The sequence below is a fragment of the Moritella sp. genome (assembly GCF_013215705.1).
In the GTDB taxonomy this organism is placed as follows: domain Bacteria; phylum Pseudomonadota; class Gammaproteobacteria; order Enterobacterales; family Moritellaceae; genus Moritella.
This window is the reverse complement of the sequence record NZ_JABSQR010000025.1, coordinates 39,347-58,615: the sequence shown is the minus strand read 5'-3', so window position 1 is coordinate 58,615 and position 19,269 is coordinate 39,347. Positions and strand designations below refer to the sequence as shown.

Annotated in this window: 16 protein-coding genes and 1 other RNA gene; 10 read left to right on the top strand and 7 right to left on the bottom strand. The window is 42.3% G+C overall.

The genetic code is table 11. The features are described 5' to 3' along the window. Positions 1–4 precede the first annotated feature (4 nt). The 6 genes from fhuB to fbaA all read left to right on the top strand — a co-directional run bounded on the left by fhuB (position 5) and on the right by fbaA (position 9,463). A complete protein-coding gene (gene fhuB, locus HRT96_RS16070; RefSeq protein ID WP_293158775.1) occupies positions 5–2,032 on the top strand; it encodes a Fe(3+)-hydroxamate ABC transporter permease FhuB in 2,028 nt (675 codons plus the stop codon). Positions 2,033–2,400: 368 nt separating this feature from the next. After that, positions 2,401–4,557, top strand: a complete 2,157-nt coding sequence (locus HRT96_RS16065; protein ID WP_293158773.1) for a TonB-dependent receptor — start codon at positions 2,401–2,403, stop codon at positions 4,555–4,557. A gap of 363 nt (positions 4,558–4,920) precedes the next feature. After that, the gene (gene tesB, locus HRT96_RS16060) at positions 4,921–5,787 is read left to right on the top strand and encodes an acyl-CoA thioesterase II (RefSeq protein ID WP_293158771.1); all 867 of its coding nucleotides are present in this window, start codon (positions 4,921–4,923) and stop codon (positions 5,785–5,787) included. A gap of 193 nt (positions 5,788–5,980) precedes the next feature. Then, positions 5,981–7,009 (top strand): erythrose-4-phosphate dehydrogenase, encoded by a 1,029-nt coding sequence (gene epd, locus HRT96_RS16055; RefSeq protein ID WP_293158769.1) that lies wholly within the window; start codon positions 5,981–5,983, stop codon positions 7,007–7,009. A gap of 44 nt (positions 7,010–7,053) precedes the next feature. Continuing rightward, positions 7,054–8,220, top strand: coding sequence for a phosphoglycerate kinase (locus tag HRT96_RS16050; RefSeq protein ID WP_293158767.1), 1,167 nt, complete (start codon positions 7,054–7,056; stop codon positions 8,218–8,220). Between the two features lie 166 nt (positions 8,221–8,386). Beyond that, positions 8,387–9,463, top strand: coding sequence for a class II fructose-bisphosphate aldolase (fbaA, locus tag HRT96_RS16045; RefSeq protein ID WP_293158765.1), 1,077 nt, complete (start codon positions 8,387–8,389; stop codon positions 9,461–9,463). A gap of 95 nt (positions 9,464–9,558) precedes the next feature. Here fbaA and HRT96_RS16040 read toward each other — a convergent pair whose 3' ends face one another. Beyond that, a complete protein-coding gene (locus HRT96_RS16040) occupies positions 9,559–10,683 on the bottom strand; it encodes an alkene reductase (protein WP_293158801.1) in 1,125 nt (374 codons plus the stop codon). Positions 10,684–10,775: 92 nt separating this feature from the next. Here HRT96_RS16040 and HRT96_RS16035 point away from each other — a divergent pair, with 92 nt between their 5' ends. Beyond that, entirely contained in the window at positions 10,776–11,669 is an 894-nt protein-coding gene (locus HRT96_RS16035; protein ID WP_293158763.1) for a LysR family transcriptional regulator, read from the top strand. A 112-nt stretch (positions 11,670–11,781) separates the two neighbouring features. Here the strand turns inward: HRT96_RS16035 and serA are convergent, their stop codons facing one another. The 6 genes from serA to HRT96_RS16005 form a co-directional block, all read right to left on the bottom strand. Then, positions 11,782–13,011: a phosphoglycerate dehydrogenase gene (serA, locus tag HRT96_RS16030; RefSeq protein ID WP_293158761.1), complete on the bottom strand. Its 1,230-nt coding sequence runs from the start codon at positions 13,009–13,011 to the stop codon at positions 11,782–11,784. A gap of 278 nt (positions 13,012–13,289) precedes the next feature. Continuing rightward, on the bottom strand, positions 13,290–13,946 hold the full coding sequence (rpiA, locus tag HRT96_RS16025; protein WP_293158759.1) for a ribose-5-phosphate isomerase RpiA: 657 nt from the start codon (positions 13,944–13,946) through the stop codon (positions 13,290–13,292). Positions 13,947–14,047: 101 nt separating this feature from the next. Then, positions 14,048–14,665, bottom strand: a complete 618-nt coding sequence (locus tag HRT96_RS16020) for a 5-formyltetrahydrofolate cyclo-ligase (protein WP_293158757.1) — start codon at positions 14,663–14,665, stop codon at positions 14,048–14,050. Positions 14,666–14,719: 54 nt separating this feature from the next. After that, a non-coding RNA gene (ssrS, locus tag HRT96_RS16015) (6S RNA) lies at positions 14,720–14,904 on the bottom strand. Positions 14,905–14,908: 4 nt separating this feature from the next. Further along, positions 14,909–15,229 (bottom strand): cell division protein ZapA, encoded by a 321-nt coding sequence (gene zapA / locus HRT96_RS16010; RefSeq protein ID WP_293158755.1) that lies wholly within the window; start codon positions 15,227–15,229, stop codon positions 14,909–14,911. Positions 15,230–15,560: 331 nt separating this feature from the next. Then, on the bottom strand, positions 15,561–16,508 hold the full coding sequence (locus HRT96_RS16005; protein WP_293158753.1) for a DMT family transporter: 948 nt from the start codon (positions 16,506–16,508) through the stop codon (positions 15,561–15,563). Between the two features lie 167 nt (positions 16,509–16,675). Here HRT96_RS16005 and HRT96_RS16000 point away from each other — a divergent pair, with 167 nt between their 5' ends. The 3 genes from HRT96_RS16000 to HRT96_RS15990 all read left to right on the top strand — a co-directional run bounded on the left by HRT96_RS16000 (position 16,676) and on the right by HRT96_RS15990 (position 19,263). Beyond that, positions 16,676–17,611: a LysR substrate-binding domain-containing protein gene (locus HRT96_RS16000; protein ID WP_293158751.1), complete on the top strand. Its 936-nt coding sequence runs from the start codon at positions 16,676–16,678 to the stop codon at positions 17,609–17,611. A gap of 138 nt (positions 17,612–17,749) precedes the next feature. Next, complete coding sequence (locus HRT96_RS15995) at positions 17,750–18,319, top strand: UPF0149 family protein (protein ID WP_293158749.1); 570 nt, start codon at positions 17,750–17,752, stop codon at positions 18,317–18,319. Between the two features lie 161 nt (positions 18,320–18,480). Beyond that, positions 18,481–19,263, top strand: coding sequence for a tetratricopeptide repeat protein (locus HRT96_RS15990; protein WP_293158747.1), 783 nt, complete (start codon positions 18,481–18,483; stop codon positions 19,261–19,263). The last annotated feature ends 6 nt before the right edge of the window (positions 19,264–19,269 follow it).

Here is a 19,269-nt window from a genome sequence, read left to right as displayed (position 1 = left end):
AGCAATGAATACATTTACTCTATTTAGAACCTCAAAATTGAATGCCGCAAAACTCAATATTTTACAAAAACAAGGCATGTGGTGGCGTTTTTTGCTGTGCACACTTATTGCTGTTGTATTGCTGAGTTTACTGCAGTGGACAGCGCCTTACTCGCAAGGGTTGAGTTTATTGTGGCAAACGGTATTTCACTATGATGCGAGTAATTATCAGCATCTTATTACTCACCTTACGTATCTACCCCGCTTAGCGATAGCGCTATTATGCGGTTTTGCATTAGCGGTTGCAGGCTGTGTAATGCAGTTTGTATTACGCAATCCAATCGCCTCTCCAACGACGCTTGGCGTTGCTGCCGGAGCCGAACTCGGGTTAGTGTTAGGCATCTTGTTTTTGCCTGTTAACAGTAGCATTAATGGTTTTATTCCCGCTTTCTTAGGCGGGGGACTAGCCACGTTATTGGTATTTATATTATCGGCCAAGCGTGGGTTTTCTCCTGTGCATATGGTGTTGGCAGGTATGGTGATCAGTTTATTTTTTGGCTCACTCAATACCATGTTATTGCTATTGAATGAGCAAAAGTTGGCCAGTGTATTTGTGTGGGGGGCGGGGGCATTAAACCAAAATGATTGGTCGAGTGTCATCACGGTATTACAGCTTATTACGCTACCCATTATTGCCGTGTTATTACTTGCTAGGCCCTTGTCTGTATTGCAATTGGGAGACACGGTTGCCACCTCTATTGGTATTAACATTAAGCAAATGAAAGTGATTTCATTGACGTTAGCGATATTTATTACTGCCGCAGTGGTCAGTGAAGTTGGCTTAATTGGCTTTATTGGCATTGTCGCTCCGGCCATTGCGCGACTGTGTGGGGCGAGAAAACTCATCGCTCAGATCCTTGTTAGTGGGATGTTCGGCAGTTTGATGTTGTTATTGGCAGATCTGCTGGTGCAACCATTCTCGGGCGTTGGCGGAGCGTTACTGCCGACCGGTGCAATGACGGCATTATTGGGTGCACCCTTTTTACTTTGGTTATTAAATCGAAAGTTACTGCAATCTGAGCTTAAATCGAGGGAAACCAGTCAAGTAGCATATCAGCACAGAAACATCCAAAAGGTGTTGTTTCCGCTGGTTATTCTCGTGATTGTTTTCTTTGTGGTGGCTTTAGTTGTCGGCAAAAACCAAACCGGTTGGGTGTTGTCATTTAATACTTCAGTGATGGAGCTGCGATTGCCAAGAGTACTGGTTTCTCTTTTAGCTGGCATCGGATTGGCTATTGCGGGGACGGTCATTCAACGGGTCTCGACTAATCCAATGGCAAGTCCGGAAATATTAGGCATTAGCTCTGGCGCGGCGTTAGCGTTAGTGCTTGGCGCACTGTTTGGCTTGACGGTTGAACGCTATGAGCAAATGTTACTTGGCACCTTCGGGGCGTTTACGGTCACTGCGGTTATTTGGTTGATGGGGCGAAAACATAATTTTGCACCGGCGCAAATGTTATTAACCGGTATTGCGCTTAGCGCAGGACTCGATGCTTTTTTACGCATTGCAATGTCATCAGGGCAAGATAACGTGACCGCATTGCTAACTTGGCTGTCAGGTTCGACGTATTTGGTCAGTATGAGTGATGTGTATCTATTAGGTGCGGGAGTGGCCTTATTCGCCGGTATTGCGTTGTTAAATCATCGACGCTTAGATCTGGTTGGCCTTGGGGAAATCACCGCCACCAGTATTGGCTTGGATTGTCGCAAAGTACGATTGCTGTTATTACTCCTGGTAGCTGCGTTGACAACCTTATGCACCATTATTATTGGCCCGCTGAGTTTTATTGGCTTGTTAGCCCCGCATATGGCGCGATCGCTGCATCAGTATCGGGCATCTCATCAATTGTTAACGGCCAGTTTATTAGGTGGCTGCTTGATGATCCTTGCTGATTGGGTCGGACGAACATTCTGGTTCCCGTGGCAATTTCCTGCAGGGTTATTGGCTTCGTTGCTTGGTGGCGCGTACTTTCTATATTTAATGAGGAAGTAGGCGTTATGGTAATAAGTTACTTTAATATTACTTATTAAAACGTTCAATATCCTAGTTGTTTATCTCTCTACCTGTATGAAATTATAGTTTATTTTACTGTTTTTATAAAAAAAACAGTTGACCTCCCAAATGATAATCATTAGCATTCGCCATTGTTAATGGGGAATAATACAAATGTTATCAAAAATAATGATGAATTTAGATTAGTTTTCATAACCTGCAGTATGCGAATTGGTTGAAGCGTAATGCGTTTTAAGTAGTAAATATTAACTAACAAATCGTTATTGAATATTTTTAACGCTGAATACGAATTATTCATCTTTGAGTTCGTAATTCGGTTTGATGTAAACATAAACAAGAGAACAAAAATGAAAGTTAAAAAAGGGAATTATTCACTCACACTCGTTGCTGCCGCCGTTGCATCCGCAGTGTCGTTTGTATCGCTAGCTGCTCAAGCAGAAGGGTATACGTCAGAAGAAGAAACCACAGTGGTGGTGGCGAGTCGAACAGCAAGAGCGATCAGTGACATTCCAGGGACGGTTTGGTTTGTTGATTCAGAACAAATTGAACAGGAATATCGTGGTGGTAAAACTCTCGGTGAGATCTTAGCGGCAACAATTCCATCTTTGGATGTGAGCAGTGGTGCCAGAACCAATTATGGGCAAAACTTACGTGGTCGTGCCATGTTAGTGATGATTGATGGTGTGTCATTACAGTCTTCACGTTCTATCAGTCGTCAATTGGACTCGATTGACCCGTTTAATATTGATCGAATTGAGGTACTTTCAGGTTCTACTTCGGTTTATGGTGCTGGCGCAACCGGTGGTGTGATTAATATTATTACCAAGAAATCGTCAGGTGGAGAGCTGCAATTTGAAAGCTACGTGAGTGGAACCTCAGGGTTTAATAGTGGTGATGATCTTGATTATAAAGTGGCTCAATCTATTTCTGGTGGTAATGACACGGTATCTGCACGTGTTTCGGCTGTTTATACCGAAACTCAAGGATTCTATGACAGCGAAGGCGAGATAATTATCCCAGATATTACACAGGGCTCGTTACAATATAACCAAACAATCGATTTACAAACAACCGTTGATGTAACCTTGTCTGATACCAAAAGCATAAACTTCTTGGCTCAATATTATGATAGCCAGCAAGATTCTCCATACGGTTTGTATTTTAATGGTTACACATTTGTTGATGTCAGAGAAGGCTTCGAATCTGACCGTGAACATGGTACAGAGCGTATCATGTTAAGTTCGGCATACAGTGATTCTGACTTTATTGGTCATCAGTTAGTGGTTGAGGCCTCTTACCGTAAAGAAGATCAAACTTATACGCCGTACTTCCAAGGTGCATCACAGCAAATGACAGATGTGTTCTCGCTAAAAACCGCGTTGGCCAAGTCTTTTGGTAAGGTGGACTTAGTATACGGTGCAGATGCATATTTAGATAAATTCGATAGTAATCAAGCGTTATTTGATCCCACTATTGCAAATGGCTCCGGTAATTTAATCAATGAGACGTATGCCGAAATCGGCCGATACCCTGGGGTTACTGTTGGCTCAGTTGCCGCTTTCATTCAGGCTAGTGTCAATATTACCGATAATTGGTCAGTCGATGGTGGTTATCGTTATCAATACATGAACAATAAAATCGATGACTTTGTTGATTACAAGATCCAAAAGAAAATTGCGCAAGGCACTGGTACATCGGCAGATGCCGTTCCTGGTGGCGAAACGAACTACTCTGTGGGATTATTCAACTTAGGTACTGTCTACAGACTCACTGCTGAGTCACAGGTATGGGCTAACTTCTCGCAAGGTTTTGATCTGCCTGATCCGGCAAAATATTATGGTCAAGGCAGTTATAGCTTGGTTGGAGATCATTATAAACTTAATAACAGTATTAATGTTGCAGATTCTAAAATGTCAGGCATTAAAACCAATAGTTATGAGATCGGCTTTAGAACAGAGCAAGACGCATTAAGTTTCCAAACTGCAGCGTATTTCTCAGAATCGGACAAGTCGGTTAAATACAATAAAACGACATTATTAATCGAAGATGTTGATAATAAAAAGCGTGTCTATGGTGCCGAGGCACTCGTTTCTTATTGGGTTATGGATAACCTACAAGTCGGTGCTTCTGGCCATTATGTTGTCTCAGAGCTTGAAACTGATGGTAAATGGGATGATTTAAGCGCTGGAGAGGCAAGCAGTTCAAAAGCCAGTTCATGGGTTGGTTGGTATGGTTCAGATTTAAGTTTGAAAGTCCAAAGTCAAACTATGTTTGATTATGAAGATGCGGATGAAAATGAGTTAGACGGTTATACCGTATTTGATTTACTGGGCAGTTATCAATTGCCAGTCGGTAGCCTTGGTTTTGGTATTCAGAATTTATTTGATAAAGACTATACCACGGCGTGGGGGCAACGAGCTCAGATCTTATATTCTAATGAGGAAGCTTTTGATTATAAAGGTCGAGGCCGTACTTATACGCTTAATTACCAAGTTAAATATTAATCTTTCCGATTAATATCTAACTATCTTGTATAGAGATAACGTAAATAATTTTACTGTATTACGTGCATTATTGATGGCGTAGTCTAACTTTAATTACGCGTTCTCACATTTGTGAATATGCCTTGTTTTTATGTCCTCATTGGTGGCATGAGAACAAGGTATTTTTTTGTCCTTATTTTAGGGATGAGTTAGCGATGAGGCTAAGTTATTAAGCTTAATGTTAGGGCTTAAACGCTAAATTTAGTTAACGCAATGTTATTTCAGCACTGCAATATCAGTAATTAGCGCTTGAATATCTCTCATAACAGGGGTAGCGTTGCTCCTTTGTACTAAAATAACAACCGGAATTCAAAAAAGGCATTTATGGGTAAGGTATTAAAAGATCTGCTTGGACAGTTAACATTAGAAACCATTGAAGAAGGCATTTATCGTGGTCAAAGCCAAGATTTAGGTTTTGGCGCGGTATTTGGCGGCCAAGTAATGGCACAAGCATTATCGGCAGCGAAAGAAACCGTTTCAGCCGATCGTAAGGTACATTCTTTCCATTCTTACTTTCTGCGTGCTGGAGATGTTAAAAAGCCGATTGTTTATGAAGTCGAAAAAATTCGCGATGGCGGTTCAATTACCACCCGTCGTATTCGCGCAATCCAAAATGGCAACGCTATTTTCTACATGACGGCCTCTTTTCAAATTGAACGAGAAGGTTACGATCATCAAGATCAAATGCCGGATGTGCCGCCACCGGAGGAGCTACTGTCAGAGCAAGACCATGTATTATCACTGCGTGATGAATTACCCGATGATATTTGTGCCAAGTTTGTTTGTGAAAAACCGATTGAAATGCGTCCTGTGCATTATCTTGATCCACTTAATGAAGAGAAGTCTGCGCCAGAGCGTTATATTTGGTTTAAAGCCAATGGGAAAATGCCAGACGATGCCCGTATTCATAAATACTTACTTGCTTATGCATCCGACTTCTGTTTCTTACCAACTGCGTTACAACCACATGGTAAAGGCTTTATGAGTCCGAATATGCAAGTGGTCACCATCGATCATTCAATGTGGTTCCACCGTGACTTCCGCATGGATGACTGGTTATTGTATGCGGTTGATAGCTCGAGTGCCTCGGGTTCTCGTGGTCTGGTGCGTGGTCGTTTCTTTACCCGAGATGGCAAAATGGTCGCAACCACAATGCAAGAAGGATTAATTCGTAATCGAGAGATCGCTTAATTACGTACTTAATAACGTAATAGGACAACATTCCGGTTTAAAGTATCATAATGTTGTTTTATTACGAAAATTTGTGGCCGGGATCATGCTTTCCTGAAAATTATATACATTTCCTATCCCAACATATTCGCTTATGCCTAATTTTAATCTACAATGAAGTTCGTTTCTTGTTACTAGGTATTCAATCTTTATTATGTCAGTTAGAGTTGCTATTAATGGTTATGGACGAATTGGACGCAGTGTTGTTCGTGCGTTGTATGAAAGTAACCGTCAGGATGAAATTAAGATCGTTGTTATTAACGAGCTAGCAGATCCTGAAGCGATCGCGCATTTAACTCAGTATGACTCGACTCATGGCCGTTTTCCCTTCCCAGTACAGCTGGGCGATAACATATTACAAATCAAAAATGATTGTATTCATTTAGTCCGTCATCCCGAACTTGCTGATTTACCTTGGCGGGAACATGATATTGATATCGTACTCGATTGTACTGGTATCTATGGTACGAGGGCTGATGCCGAAGCACACATTGCTGCTGGCGCTAAAAAAGTCATCTTTTCCCATCCGGCCAGCGCCGATGTTGATGCGACCGTGGTATATGGTATTAACCATACCGAATTAACCGGTGATGAAACTTATATTTCTGGTGCCTCTTGTACCACTAATTGCATGATACCAGTGATCAGTGTCTTGGATGCCGCCTTTGATATCAAATGTGGCACGATCACCACGATCCATTCGGCAATGAATGATCAACCAGTCATTGACTCTTATCATACTGATTTGCGCCGTACCCGTGCTGCGAGTCATTCTATCATTCCGGTTGATACTAAATTAGCCGCAGGTATAGAACGTATTTTACCTAAATTTGCCAATAAATTTGAAGCCATTGCGGTGCGAGTGCCAACGCTTAACGTGACGGCGATGGATCTAAGCATCACAGTCGATAAAAGCGTCACCATTCAAGATATTAATGATTGCTTACACGCGGCGGCTGAAACTGAATTACGCGGTATCTTGGGTTATACCGAGGCACCACTGGTATCAATAGACTTTAATCATGATCCACGCTCTAGCATTATTGATGGTACTCAAACACGAGTCAGCGATGGTCATTTAGTCAAATTATTAGTCTGGTGTGATAACGAATGGGGCTTTGCCAATCGTTTACTTGATACCACGCAGTACATCGCTAACTTAGCGAAAAATAGATTGAAATAGATTGAAATAAATTTTATAAAATTGATAGCTTTAAGGATTAAACAATGAATATTATTAAAATGACAGATCTTGATCTTGCAGGCCAACGAGTATTAATTCGTGCTGATTTAAACGTACCGATTAAAGATGGAAAAGTAACATCAGACGCACGTATCCGTGCGTCACTACCAACAATCAAATTAGCATTGGCTGCAGGCGCAAAAGTGATGGTTACATCACATCTTGGCCGTCCAACTGAAGGTGAATTCGCTCAAGAGTTCTCATTAGAGCCAGTAGTAAACTACCTTAAAGAAGCGTTAGAAAATAACGTTGTGCTAGCACGTGATTACTTAGACGGCATCGAACTGAATGTCGGTGAGCTAGTGGTACTAGAAAATGTTCGCTTTAACAAAGGCGAAAAGAAAAACGAAGACGCATTATCAAAAGCATACGCAAATCTATGTGACGTATTCGTAATGGACGCATTTGGTACAGCTCACCGTGCACAAGCATCAACATACGGTGTTGGTATGTTTGCGCCAATCGCCTGTTCTGGTCCGCTACTTTCTGCAGAACTTGAAGCGCTAGGTAAAGCAATGGACAACCCAGCTCGTCCATTCCTCGCTATTGTAGGTGGTTCTAAAGTATCAACTAAATTAACCGTGCTTGATTCATTATCAACAATTGCTGATCAGCTCGTTGTTGGTGGTGGTATTGCTAATACATTCATCGCAGCACAAGGTCATAACGTTGGTAAATCACTGTGCGAGCATGATCTAATTGATACCGCTAAAGCATTAATGGCGAAATGTGATATCCCGGTAGCGACCGATGTATTAGTGGCGACTGAGTTCTCTGAAACGGCGGAAGCGACATTGAAACCCGCATCAGAAGTCAATGATGACGAAATGATCTTCGATTTAGGTCCAGATTCTGCAAATCAACTTGCAGAGATGATCAAAGCAGCGAAAACAATTATCTGGAATGGCCCTGTTGGCGTATTTGAATTTGCTAACTTCGCTAAAGGTACTGAAATCATTGGCCGTGCGATTGCAGAAAGCGACGCATTCTCTATCGCTGGTGGCGGTGACACATTAGCCGCTATCGATCAATTCGGTCTGGCTGATGGTATCTCTTATATCTCTACTGGTGGCGGCGCGTTCCTTGAGTTTGTAGAAGGTAAAGTACTACCAGCAGTCGCCATGTTAGAAGAACGTGCGAAAAACGCATAATTAACAGCTAACAATTAGCAACTAATGGTGAATAATTAATCGTTGTTTTGCTGCTACGGCTATCGCTATAACTATCGTTATAGATTAGCTGTGGCGGCAAAAAATATGTTAAAAATTCGTGCTGAATGATTCAGTACTTAAATATGTAAATAATAAGGCTAATATTATGTCTAAGATCTTTGATGTTGTAAAACCAGGTGTTGTAACAGGCGATGACGTGCAAAAAATCTTTGCGATTGCTAAAGAAAACAACTTCGCGTTACCTGCTGTAAACATGGTAAACACTGATTCAATCAACGGTACATTAGAAGCTGCTGCAAAAGCTAAATCACCAGTGATCATCCAGTTCTCACACGGTGGCGCTGCATTCTTCGCAGGTAAAGGTATTGGTCTAGAAGGTCACGGCGCATCTATCATGGGCGCAATCGCCGGTGCTAAATACGTACACGTTATGGCTGAAGCTTATGGTGTTCCAGTTATCATTCATACTGACCACGCGGCGAAAAAATTATTACCTTGGATCGACGGACTACTAGACGCAGGTGAAGAATTCTTCGCACAAACAGGCAAGCCACTATTTAGCTCACACATGTTAGATCTTTCTGAAGAGTCACTAGAAGAAAACATCGCTACTTGTGGTGAATACCTAGCACGTATGGCTAAAATGGACATGACTATCGAAATCGAACTAGGTTGTACTGGTGGTGAAGAAGATGGCGTAGATAACTCTGATATGGACGCATCTGAGCTTTATACTTCTCCAGAAGACGTTGCATATGCTTACGAAAAACTAACGGAAATCAGCCCTCGTTTCACTATCGCTGCCTCTTTCGGTAACGTACACGGTGTATACAAGCCAGGTAACGTTGTGCTTACGCCAACTATCCTACGTGATTCACAAGCATACGTTTCAGAGAAATTTGGCCTACCAACTAACTCGCTAAACTTCGTATTCCACGGTGGTTCAGGTTCTTCAGAAGCTGAGATCCAAGAATCAATCGGTTACGGTGTTATCAAAATGAACATCGATACTGATACACAGTGGGCTACTTGGGAAGGTATCAAGAACTACTACGAAGGTAAGAAAGATTACCTACAAGGCCAAATTGGTAACCCAACTGGCGTTGATGCACCGAACAAAAAACACTATGACCCACGTGTATGGTTGCGCGCTGGTCAAACAAGTCTAGTTGCCCGTTTAAGCCAAGCACATAAAGATCTAAACAGCGTAGACGTACTTTAATTAATAAGTTAGACGATTTATCCTTGTGATAGATCGCGTTGTTAAAGAGTAATAAATAAAAAGCCTGCTAATTTAGCAGGCTTTTTTATTTTTAGTTAAGCTATATATTCAGCGTAATCCGCGTAGCCCACTTCGGTACCACCGTACATCGTGGTTGGATCCACGTCATTGAATGTCCAATCATGCTTAATGCGCGCTGGCAAATCTGGGTTGGCAATAAATGGACGGCCAAAACCAAATATATCACCGTAACCAAGGTTAAGGATATGCTTGGCTTTTTCTACCGAGTACTTACCTGCATACATGATGATGCCAGAAAATGTATCACGTACGTCTTTATAGAAAGCGTCAGGTAAATCAGGGGCATTATCCCAATCGGCTTCTGCTAATGATAGGTAACCAATACCGATATTTTCGATGGTCTTAACAGCTTCGATATACGTTTCATGTGGATTCTCTTCAACTAAACCAAGATAAACGCGTACATCGTCAGTGCTTGAAAACAGTGGCGCAAAGCGAACGCCGACATTTTCTTTGCCCACTTCGTCAGCGACTGCCTGGGTTATTTCTTTTAAGAAGCGTAAACGGTTTTCTAAACTACCCCCGTATTCATCTGACCGTTTATTACTGTGCTCCGAGATAAATTGATTCACTAAGTAACCGTTCGCGCAATGTAATTCAACACCGTCAAAACCGGCTTGCATGGCATTCTTCGCTGCTTGTGCATACAGAGTGACAAGTTCTTTTACTTCTGCGGTTGATAGCTCACGTGGCATGCTTGGATCTGCCAATGCACCTTCACCTGGCGCCGTCTCAATGAATACTTTCACGTTATCCGCTAGAATTGCTGATGGTGCGACTGGGGCTGCGCCATCAGGTTGTAAACTGGTATGGGAAACACGGCCGACATGCCACAGTTGAGCAAAGATAACGCCGCCTGCATCATGCACAGATTTGGTTACTTTTTTCCAACCTTCAACTTGCTCATCAGAGTAAATTCCCGGTGTCCATGCGTAACCTTGACCACGAGGTTCAATCTGAGTACCTTCGGTGATCATAAACCCAGCAGACGCGCGTTGAGTGTAATACTTAGCCATTAATTCATTCGGAATATTGTTCGGTTGTGTACTACGCGAACGTGTTAATGGCGGCATTACAATACGGTTTTTTAAAACGTGTGTGCCTAATTTGGTTGGTGTGAATAATACGTCATTTTTCATCATGGTCTTTATCTCGTGAGTGGCTTATTAGTTGAACTATATCGCTGCTTAGGTACAATGAAAATCAAGTGAAGTGTGTATGAGAAACAAATATGGCTGATATCAGTAAGCTGGAAATAAAACAATTAAGGGTGCTTGCTGCATTATTACAGTTACACAGCTTAACGAAAGCTGCCGCTAAGCTCGGTATTACTCAGCAAGCCGTTAGTGAGCAATTGAAAAAACTGCGAGATATATTCCAAGATAGGCTATTTATTCGTGGCAGTCATGGCGTGGTACCCACCCCAAAAGCGCAAGAGTTAGCCCCCAAAATCCAACAAATATTAATGGCTATTGGTGAATTAACTGAATTAGCAGAGTTCAATCCGCAACGATTGAATGGGGTATATAAAATCAGTGCTTCAGATTATGCGATGCGCGTTATTTTACCTTCTTTATTAGTGCAGATCAGACAACATGCCCCGCATTTAAAAATCATCATTCGTCGCTTTGAATCGGATAATTTAATTCAGTTAATGGCCACCGGCGAGATTGATTTAGCGTTAACTTTTCCCGCGTTTATTCCGATAACCTGTCCGTCGATGCTGCTGTATGAAGAGCGTCATGTGTGTGTGGCTGCGAAGGCGGTGGCCAATGAATATCAGGGACTGAGTTTAAAAGAGATTGCCGCCGCGCCACAATTGGTTATTTCACCTTCACGGGCGACGCTAAAGGGATCGGCAGACGAATGGTTCGCTGCAAAGGGTTTTCAGCGTAATATTATTATGTCACTGCCGAGTTTCTCAGTCGCGCCAGATTGTATTGAGGCGATGGGGGTGTTGGCATTTTTACCATCCCGTATGTTACCCAATGATAAATTAGTGGAAGTAGTATTACCTGAGCCACTACCCAGTTTTGAGGTTGTGGCGGCATGGCATCAACGCTCGAATCAAACTCAGATTCATCAATGGATCACGGGTTTACTGCGAGAGCTATATCCACAATAATAGCCACAAACATAAGCAAAAAAAAGCCTGTCAGCGCAAACTGACAGGCTTTTTTGTTCCCTTCCAGTGTTAGCTATAAAAGCTAAGGGGGGAGGGTTAGAGAGGGCTCTATCTAGCGTAATAAACGCGAACGGATAGTACCGCTAATAGATTTAAGTTTTGCTAAACCACGTTCTGCATGTGCACTTTCGACATCAATAACCACATAACCAATATCGCCTGCAGTTTGTAGGTATTGACCCGAAATATTCACCCCTTCTTCAGCAAATGCTTGGGTGATCTGGTTTAAGATACCAGGTTGGTTCTGGTGAATATGCATCAGGCGGCTTGAACCTGCATGGTTTGGTAGTGATACTTCAGGGAAGTTAACTGCAGACAGGGTTGAACCATTATCCGAATATTTAGTCAGTTTACCAGCCACTTCATAGCCGATATTTTCTTGTGCTTCTTGGGTACTACCACCCACGTGTGGTGTTAGGATCACATTATCAAACTGGCGTAACGGCGAGATGAACTCGTCATTATTTGATGCTGGTTCGGTCGGGAATACATCAATCGCTGCACCCGATATTTTCTTGCTTGCCAGTGCTGAGACAAGCGCATCAATATCAACCACTGTGCCGCGTGAAGCATTAATGAAGATCGCGCCATCTTTCATTTGTGCAAATTCAACTTCACCCATCATCAGTTTGGTTTGTGGGGTTTCTGGTACGTGTAGCGAGATAATGTCAGACGTTGCTAACAAGTCTTCCATGCTCATGAGCTGCTCGGCATTACCCAGTGAAAGCTTGGTTTCAACGTCATAATACTTCACACGCAGACCTAAGCTTTCAGCCAAAATACTTAATTGAATACCGATATGACCATAACCAATAATACCCAATTGTTTGCCACGAGCTTCGTAAGAGCCGGTTGCGGATTTTTGCCATTCGCCACGGTGTGCTTTCGCATTTTTCTCTGGAATACCGCGTAATAATAATAGGATTTCGCCGAGTACTAATTCAGCCACACTGCGGGTGTTCGAGAATGGTGCATTAAAAACAGGGACCGCCGCTTTCTGAGCTGCAGCAAGATCAACCTGATTTGTACCAATACAAAAACAGCCAATACCAACCAATTTTTTTGCAGCTGCAATGACGTTTGCATTTAAATGAGTGCGGGAGCGAATACCGACAAAATGCACATCTTTAATTTTTTCACACAATTCTTCTTCACTTAATGCGGTCTTAATCGATTCGATATTGGTGTAACCGGCATTAGTGAACGTATCGACTGCACTTTGATGTAGTCCTTCAAGAAGTAATATCTTGATCTTATCTTTCTGAAGAGAGAGGTTGGTCATGTAAATTCCTTTATCACATATTTTGCAAATCGCACTAAATGATAAAGTAGCAGGTTTTATTTCATTAGTGAATATTTGTGATGAAAATCAAAGAAAATAGTTAATTTGTGGTTTACAGCTACCTGATTTGTTTGATAATTGCAGAATTTGGATTATAAAAATGTTTATTTATCAAATAAAGTTGAATATAACTAATTGTTATACTTATATAATATGTTTTGTTTATATTCAGAAAGGAGGTGGGACTGGTGTCGTTAGGTAACACCAGTTTAATATATTTACTTAGTTGTTTTCACGCCATCTTGTGTGCCAGTTAGCACAATGTCCGCGCCGCGAGCAGCGAATAGACCATTTGTTACTACGCCCACTAAGCCATTGATTGCAATTTCTAGTGCTTTCGGATCGGTGATCTGCATGTTGTATACATCCAGAATAATATTGCCGTTATCTGTCACAACACCTTCACGGTAAACCGGATCACCACCGAGTTTAACTAATTCACGTCCCACGTAAGAGCGGGCCATAGGGATCACTTCAACGGGTAATGGGAAATCGCCGAGAACATCGACATTTTTCGTATCATCAATAATACACACGAATTGGTTTGCTACTGCAGCAACGATCTTTTCACGTGTTAGCGCTGCGCCACCACCTTTAATCATGTTGTTGTTGCTATCAATTTCGTCAGCCCCATCAACATAGATATCAAGGTGCGGGATACTGTTTAAATCAAATACTTCAATTCCCATTGCTTCTAAGCGCTTAGTTGATTCGATAGAACTTGAAACGGCACCTTTAATGTCTTCGCGAATTGTACCTAATGCATCAATAAAATGATTAACGGTTGAGCCGGTACCGACACCGACGATGCTATCTTTTTGAACATATTCTAATGCTGCCCAGCCTGCTGCTTTTTTTAATTCATCTTGAGTCATGTTATATCCATTATTATTGATTGGCTTGATACGGAGATCGACTTGTATATTATCGATCTGATTATATACTTAAATTCCCCTAATATGCCAATGACGTATGGTTAACAAAACGCTAATGTTCTGGATGGCGTAATTATTTCTTTAATCGGCATGTCCCAGGGCGCAATGGGTAAATTATCATGCTGTTGGCAGTCATGGGCCAAACCCAGCACGTAGGGAGGCTGTTGATCGTCACGTACAAACTGATGTTGCGAAAAAGTACGATCATAATAACCGCCGCCCATGCCTAAACGATTACCGCATAAATCAAATGCGACTAACGGACTACACACCAGATCTAACGCCAGATACGGGATCACTTGAGTGACATTCAGTGGTGGTTCACTAATGCCGTATTTGTTTTTGATTAATAGCGTTGTCGCAGTAAGCCGGGTAAACAATAGTTGCTTGTGACTAAACGGGTGTAAAATAGGAATGTAGACTTGTTTGCCTTGCTGCCAACACCAGTCAATAACCGCTTGGGTATCGAGTTCGCCATCGTTATGTAAATAAATAGCAATATGTTGGGCGGATTGAATATGCGGGTGCTGACTAAACTGATGAACCAGATCACGGCCTGCTTGTTGCTGCTGCTGGATTGAAAGCTGCTGGCGACGTTGGCGTATTTGTTGTCTTATTGCGGATCGGGTAGTTGCTATTAGGGGGGGTAAATCAGACATAAACAAGATCCCATACTCGTTAAATTCGGTAATGGATTGATGTTAACACAAGAAGGGGGCCCCAGGGTGCGGCTACAAGGTTTAGTCCTGAACCAGAAGGTTCAGGTCGGCAATTCAAGCTGTTGCGTCAGGCTTCTCAGTACGAGCTGAGCTTGCACAATAGCAACAGGAATGAATGCCTATAAAGTGTGATTATCGGCTCAGGGACATAACCCGCATACCAATCACCCCAGGGTTATTTGGTTATACTGTAGACGGTTCTTTATCAACGTTATTATTGATTAAAGCGCGTTCAATGGTGTCTTGTAACAATTGAATGCGATCATCTACGGTATTTGTATATTCTGTTGTTTTATGACGTTCTTGACGAAGTTCATGGCAAAAATTTAACGCCGCCATTACAGCTAATTGCTCTAAATTCTTGATATTAGTCTTCGTTCGTATTTCTTCTAACTTATTGTTCAGTACTGCCGCTGTTTGATGAAGTTCATCAACATCTTCACTTGGACTTCCGACTTTAAAGTGGCGACCCAATATTGAAATATCAACCGCAGTTGTACTCATGTTTATACTCTAAGTTATCTGGCTACAAGGGCTATATCAAGCACCTTGGCTGATATGTCTGACCTGACTATATCTCGCAATTGTGAGCATTGCAAGGGCTTATCTAATTGAAGTTTGGAGTTGCGGATCGAGATTAATCAACTTGCCCATAAATCCAACAGCTTAGTATTAATTTTAGCGGGTGGTATGGATTAATCGGTATAAAATACGGGGATTTACGGGAAAAAGTAGACGTGACAGTTAACTATTTTACTCTAATTTATCGGGTGATTTGACCGCTATTACGTATGCATAGCGGCCGTTGACAGTGTTACGCGTCAGTGACTGATGTTTATACGCCCGACGTGTTGGTCGCTAAAAATGGTTTTGCCAAGCTGTTATCGACGTCTTGCTGCGCATTGGTTGGTTCTGCGTTCGCTTGTTTTGCCAAACGTTTGTTTTTCGCTTCCACTTTTGCTAACCATAATAACGGCAGAATAATAAAGGCGGTGCCAATTGCCATGCCGATATCAGGGATTTCATCAAACCAGATAAGACCGACAACCACAGCGCCAATTAAACCACTGTATTCAGCACTGGCAATTTTACTTGCTTCGCCAGAACGATAAGCCAACACACAAAAACCAGCATAGATAAGGATAAACAGTGTTGACCCAGCCGCTGTTAATAGTGGGGCGAAATCCCAGGGTTTACCTTCCCATACCACTAACCCGAGAGACGCCGGCATACCGACTAAATTGGTTAACAGTAAGGTTTGAAATACCGTTTGGTGTTTTGGCAGTTTACGGATCAATAAATTATTGGCTGCTAAGGTGAACGCAACAATCAGTGCCGCAATAGCAGCCCAGTCAAGTTGGGTTGGGCGGATGACGATTAGTACGCCAACAAAACCAAAAATTCCGGCAGCAACCGAGTGCACGGTTAATTTTTCTTGAAACCACAACATCGCCATGGGCAACATAATTAATGGCGCGGCATAAAAGATGGCATTGGCGGTTGCTAATGGCATGGCGTTAATGGCATAAACCATAAAAATGACACCTAATAGCCAAATATGGCCACGTACCGCATGCCACTTCAAGCCATCAACCAAACTCTTTCTACTGCTGGTTAAACAAAATGGGATCAGCAGCAGTACAGCTGTCAGTTGTCGGAAAAACACAAATTGATATACCGCGATATCTTCCGATAATGTCTTAATTAAGGCATCAGAAAAAACGGCAACAATGTTACCAATAATAAGCAAAATCATTGCTAAACCGACAGACATTTTAGGCATAGTGAATTCCAACTATAAAAATATAAAGTAATAAAAAGCATAAGTAGCAACATAAACAGTAAATAGGCTGGTTAGTTGAAAGATAAAAGTGTGATGTGGCTAGCATATTCCAAAAGCTATGATGAAGTATAATGATAAATATATTTTTAGTATGAGCTGAGCTAATAGTGAAACTTCCCCCGTTACGTGCGTTGCAATGTTTTGAAGCGGTCGCCCGTTTTAACAGTTTTTCCAAAGCGGCTGACCAGCTAAATATCACCCAAAGTGCGGTCAGTCATCAGGTACGTCAGTTAGAAGAGTATCTGGGGGAATCGATGTTTAACCGTAGAGGTCGAACCTTATCAATGACCGACATGGGCGAGCGATATTATGAAGAGGTAAGTCAATCACTGGCGAATATCTCTACGGCCAGCCAGCAGCTCCGAGAAGGTAAGTCCGGCAAGATCCGCTTAGCCTTATACAGCTCGTTGGCGGTAAAGTGGTTGATCCCGCGATTGGATAACTTACGTCAGCAATACCCCGAAATTGATCTGTCATTAAACATGGTGGCGGATGAACCTGACTGTAGTGATCAAGTGGCGGATTGTTTTATTACCGTGAACCCACCGAAACGTAATTTTGTCAGTCAGTTTTTATATGCCGAGCGTTTATATCCGCTGTGCGGTAAAAAACTCTGGCAACAGATCCAAGATCAACCGCTACCAGATGCGTTATGGCAGTATCCACTATTATCGGTACAGTCGGTTTATCCCGATAGCGCACTCGGGGAGGATTGGCAGCGTTGGTGTGAGTTAGGGGGATTTACCTTACCTAAAACCGCCACTGTTCACTATTTTAGTCATATGTTAATGGCGGCAGAAGCGGCACGTTATGACCAAGGTATCACTTTGTTAAATCACTACTTAATGAATGATCAAGACCGGCAGCATAATCTGGTGCGGATCCCCATGCACGAGATCTTAACGGGAGATAACTTTTATTTTGTGTATAAAAAATCCCGCGCCAAACAAACCGATATTGTTAAGTTAGGACGTTGGCTCAAACAGCAATGTTATGACCAAGAAGCTTACGGTTATGATCAAGATCTAGATGGGCCTGAGTAAGGTCTGTACTCGTTGCTAAAACGATTAAGGACTGGGCAACGCGGACTCGCGGTTGCTTGGCTATGGTCTTGATCTGGGTGAAATGCTAATATAGCCCCCATTATTCTAAATACATTAATCTATTGGTAAGGTCCTCGCATGGATAAAGTTAAACTTCCTCTTTTTGCTGACGTAAATACGCAGCTACAACACAGTGATTTATTAGTACACCCGGCCGATGTGCACGGTGTTATCTGTGGTTTATTATGTGGTGGCGTTAAGCTAGACAATAAAGCCTGGTTAGAACCGTTTGATCAGCTTCTTAACGAAGGTTTAGGTATTCCAGATTCATTGGAATCAGTATTCGCTGACATATATAGCAGTAGCGAAGCGGCATTGGAAGACATGACGTTAGGCTTTGAATTATTGATCCCAGATATGGACCAACCGTTAGAATCACGCATGGAAGCATTAGCTGAATGGCTGCAAGGTTTCCTTGGTGGTTTTGGCATGGTGCATTCGACATCAACCAATGCTAGTGATGAAGTGAAAGAATTGATTGCTGACTTTGCGAGTATTGCGCAACTGGATATTGATACCGAAGATGATAGCAACGAAGCAGAAGAAGCTTTTTACGAGATCATTGAATACGTGCGTATGGGCGCAACGTATTGCTTTAATGAATTAAGTGACAGTGGTGAAATTAAAAAAATACCAGTACTGCATTAATTTATCGCAAGCGCAATATAACCTTGGCTCGTGATGATATTAATTCTGGCTGGCTAAGATTATATTGCGTGTATTAACGCTTACCTAAATGGAGACTTATCGATGCAATCGCAGCGATGAAGTTATAGGTAGGTTTAAGTAGATAGGACAAGGAGTGTTTTATGTCTTTAATAAACAAATTAACGGCGAAGTTGAGTAATAAATCAAGTGCCTCTGCAGCCGTCATTTGGCCAGAAACGGCGTTTACCTGCGAACAACATGCAGTGCGTAATACTCAGTTTAGTCAAACTTACCATGCTTATACTGATCCACAGCAAGCCTTCGATTTTTGTCGTGCACAAGCCGATGAAGGTGTGGTCATGGCCCTGTATTTATTGGCCCTGCAGTATGAACAAGGAGATGGTCAGCAACATTATTTAAGCCAAGCGGTGAGTTGTTATCAACGTGCCGCCGATTGTGGCCACCCAGAGTCGTTATTTAATCTGGCGTTATTGCACTTACAAGGACAAGGGCAATTGCAGGGTAAATTAGGTAAGCCAAATGCGGTATTGGCGTTTAGCTATTTTGAACAAGCGGCAGAACAGGGTCTAGTACAAGCGCAGTATAATCTGGCGAGTATGTTGGATCAGGGCTCCGGTTGTTTCCAAGATCAAACCGTTGCATTTAGCTGGTATAACAAAGCCGCGCAGCAAGGTTATACCCAAGCATGGCAGAACATTGCGGTGATGTATTACCGTGGTGAAGGTGTGAAAGCCGATAAATTACAGGCGTATGCGTGGACATTATTAGCAGCAAAAGCCGGTGTTGACGAAGCGATTACCGCAGAACCCGAGATGACACAAGGGTTAAACTCGACCGAAATTTTGGTGGGTAAAGCGCAGTTTGATCACTTACAACAAGGCTTTTTAGCTTATCTACCAATCGAAACGCGATTTGAAGGTTAGCCGCAT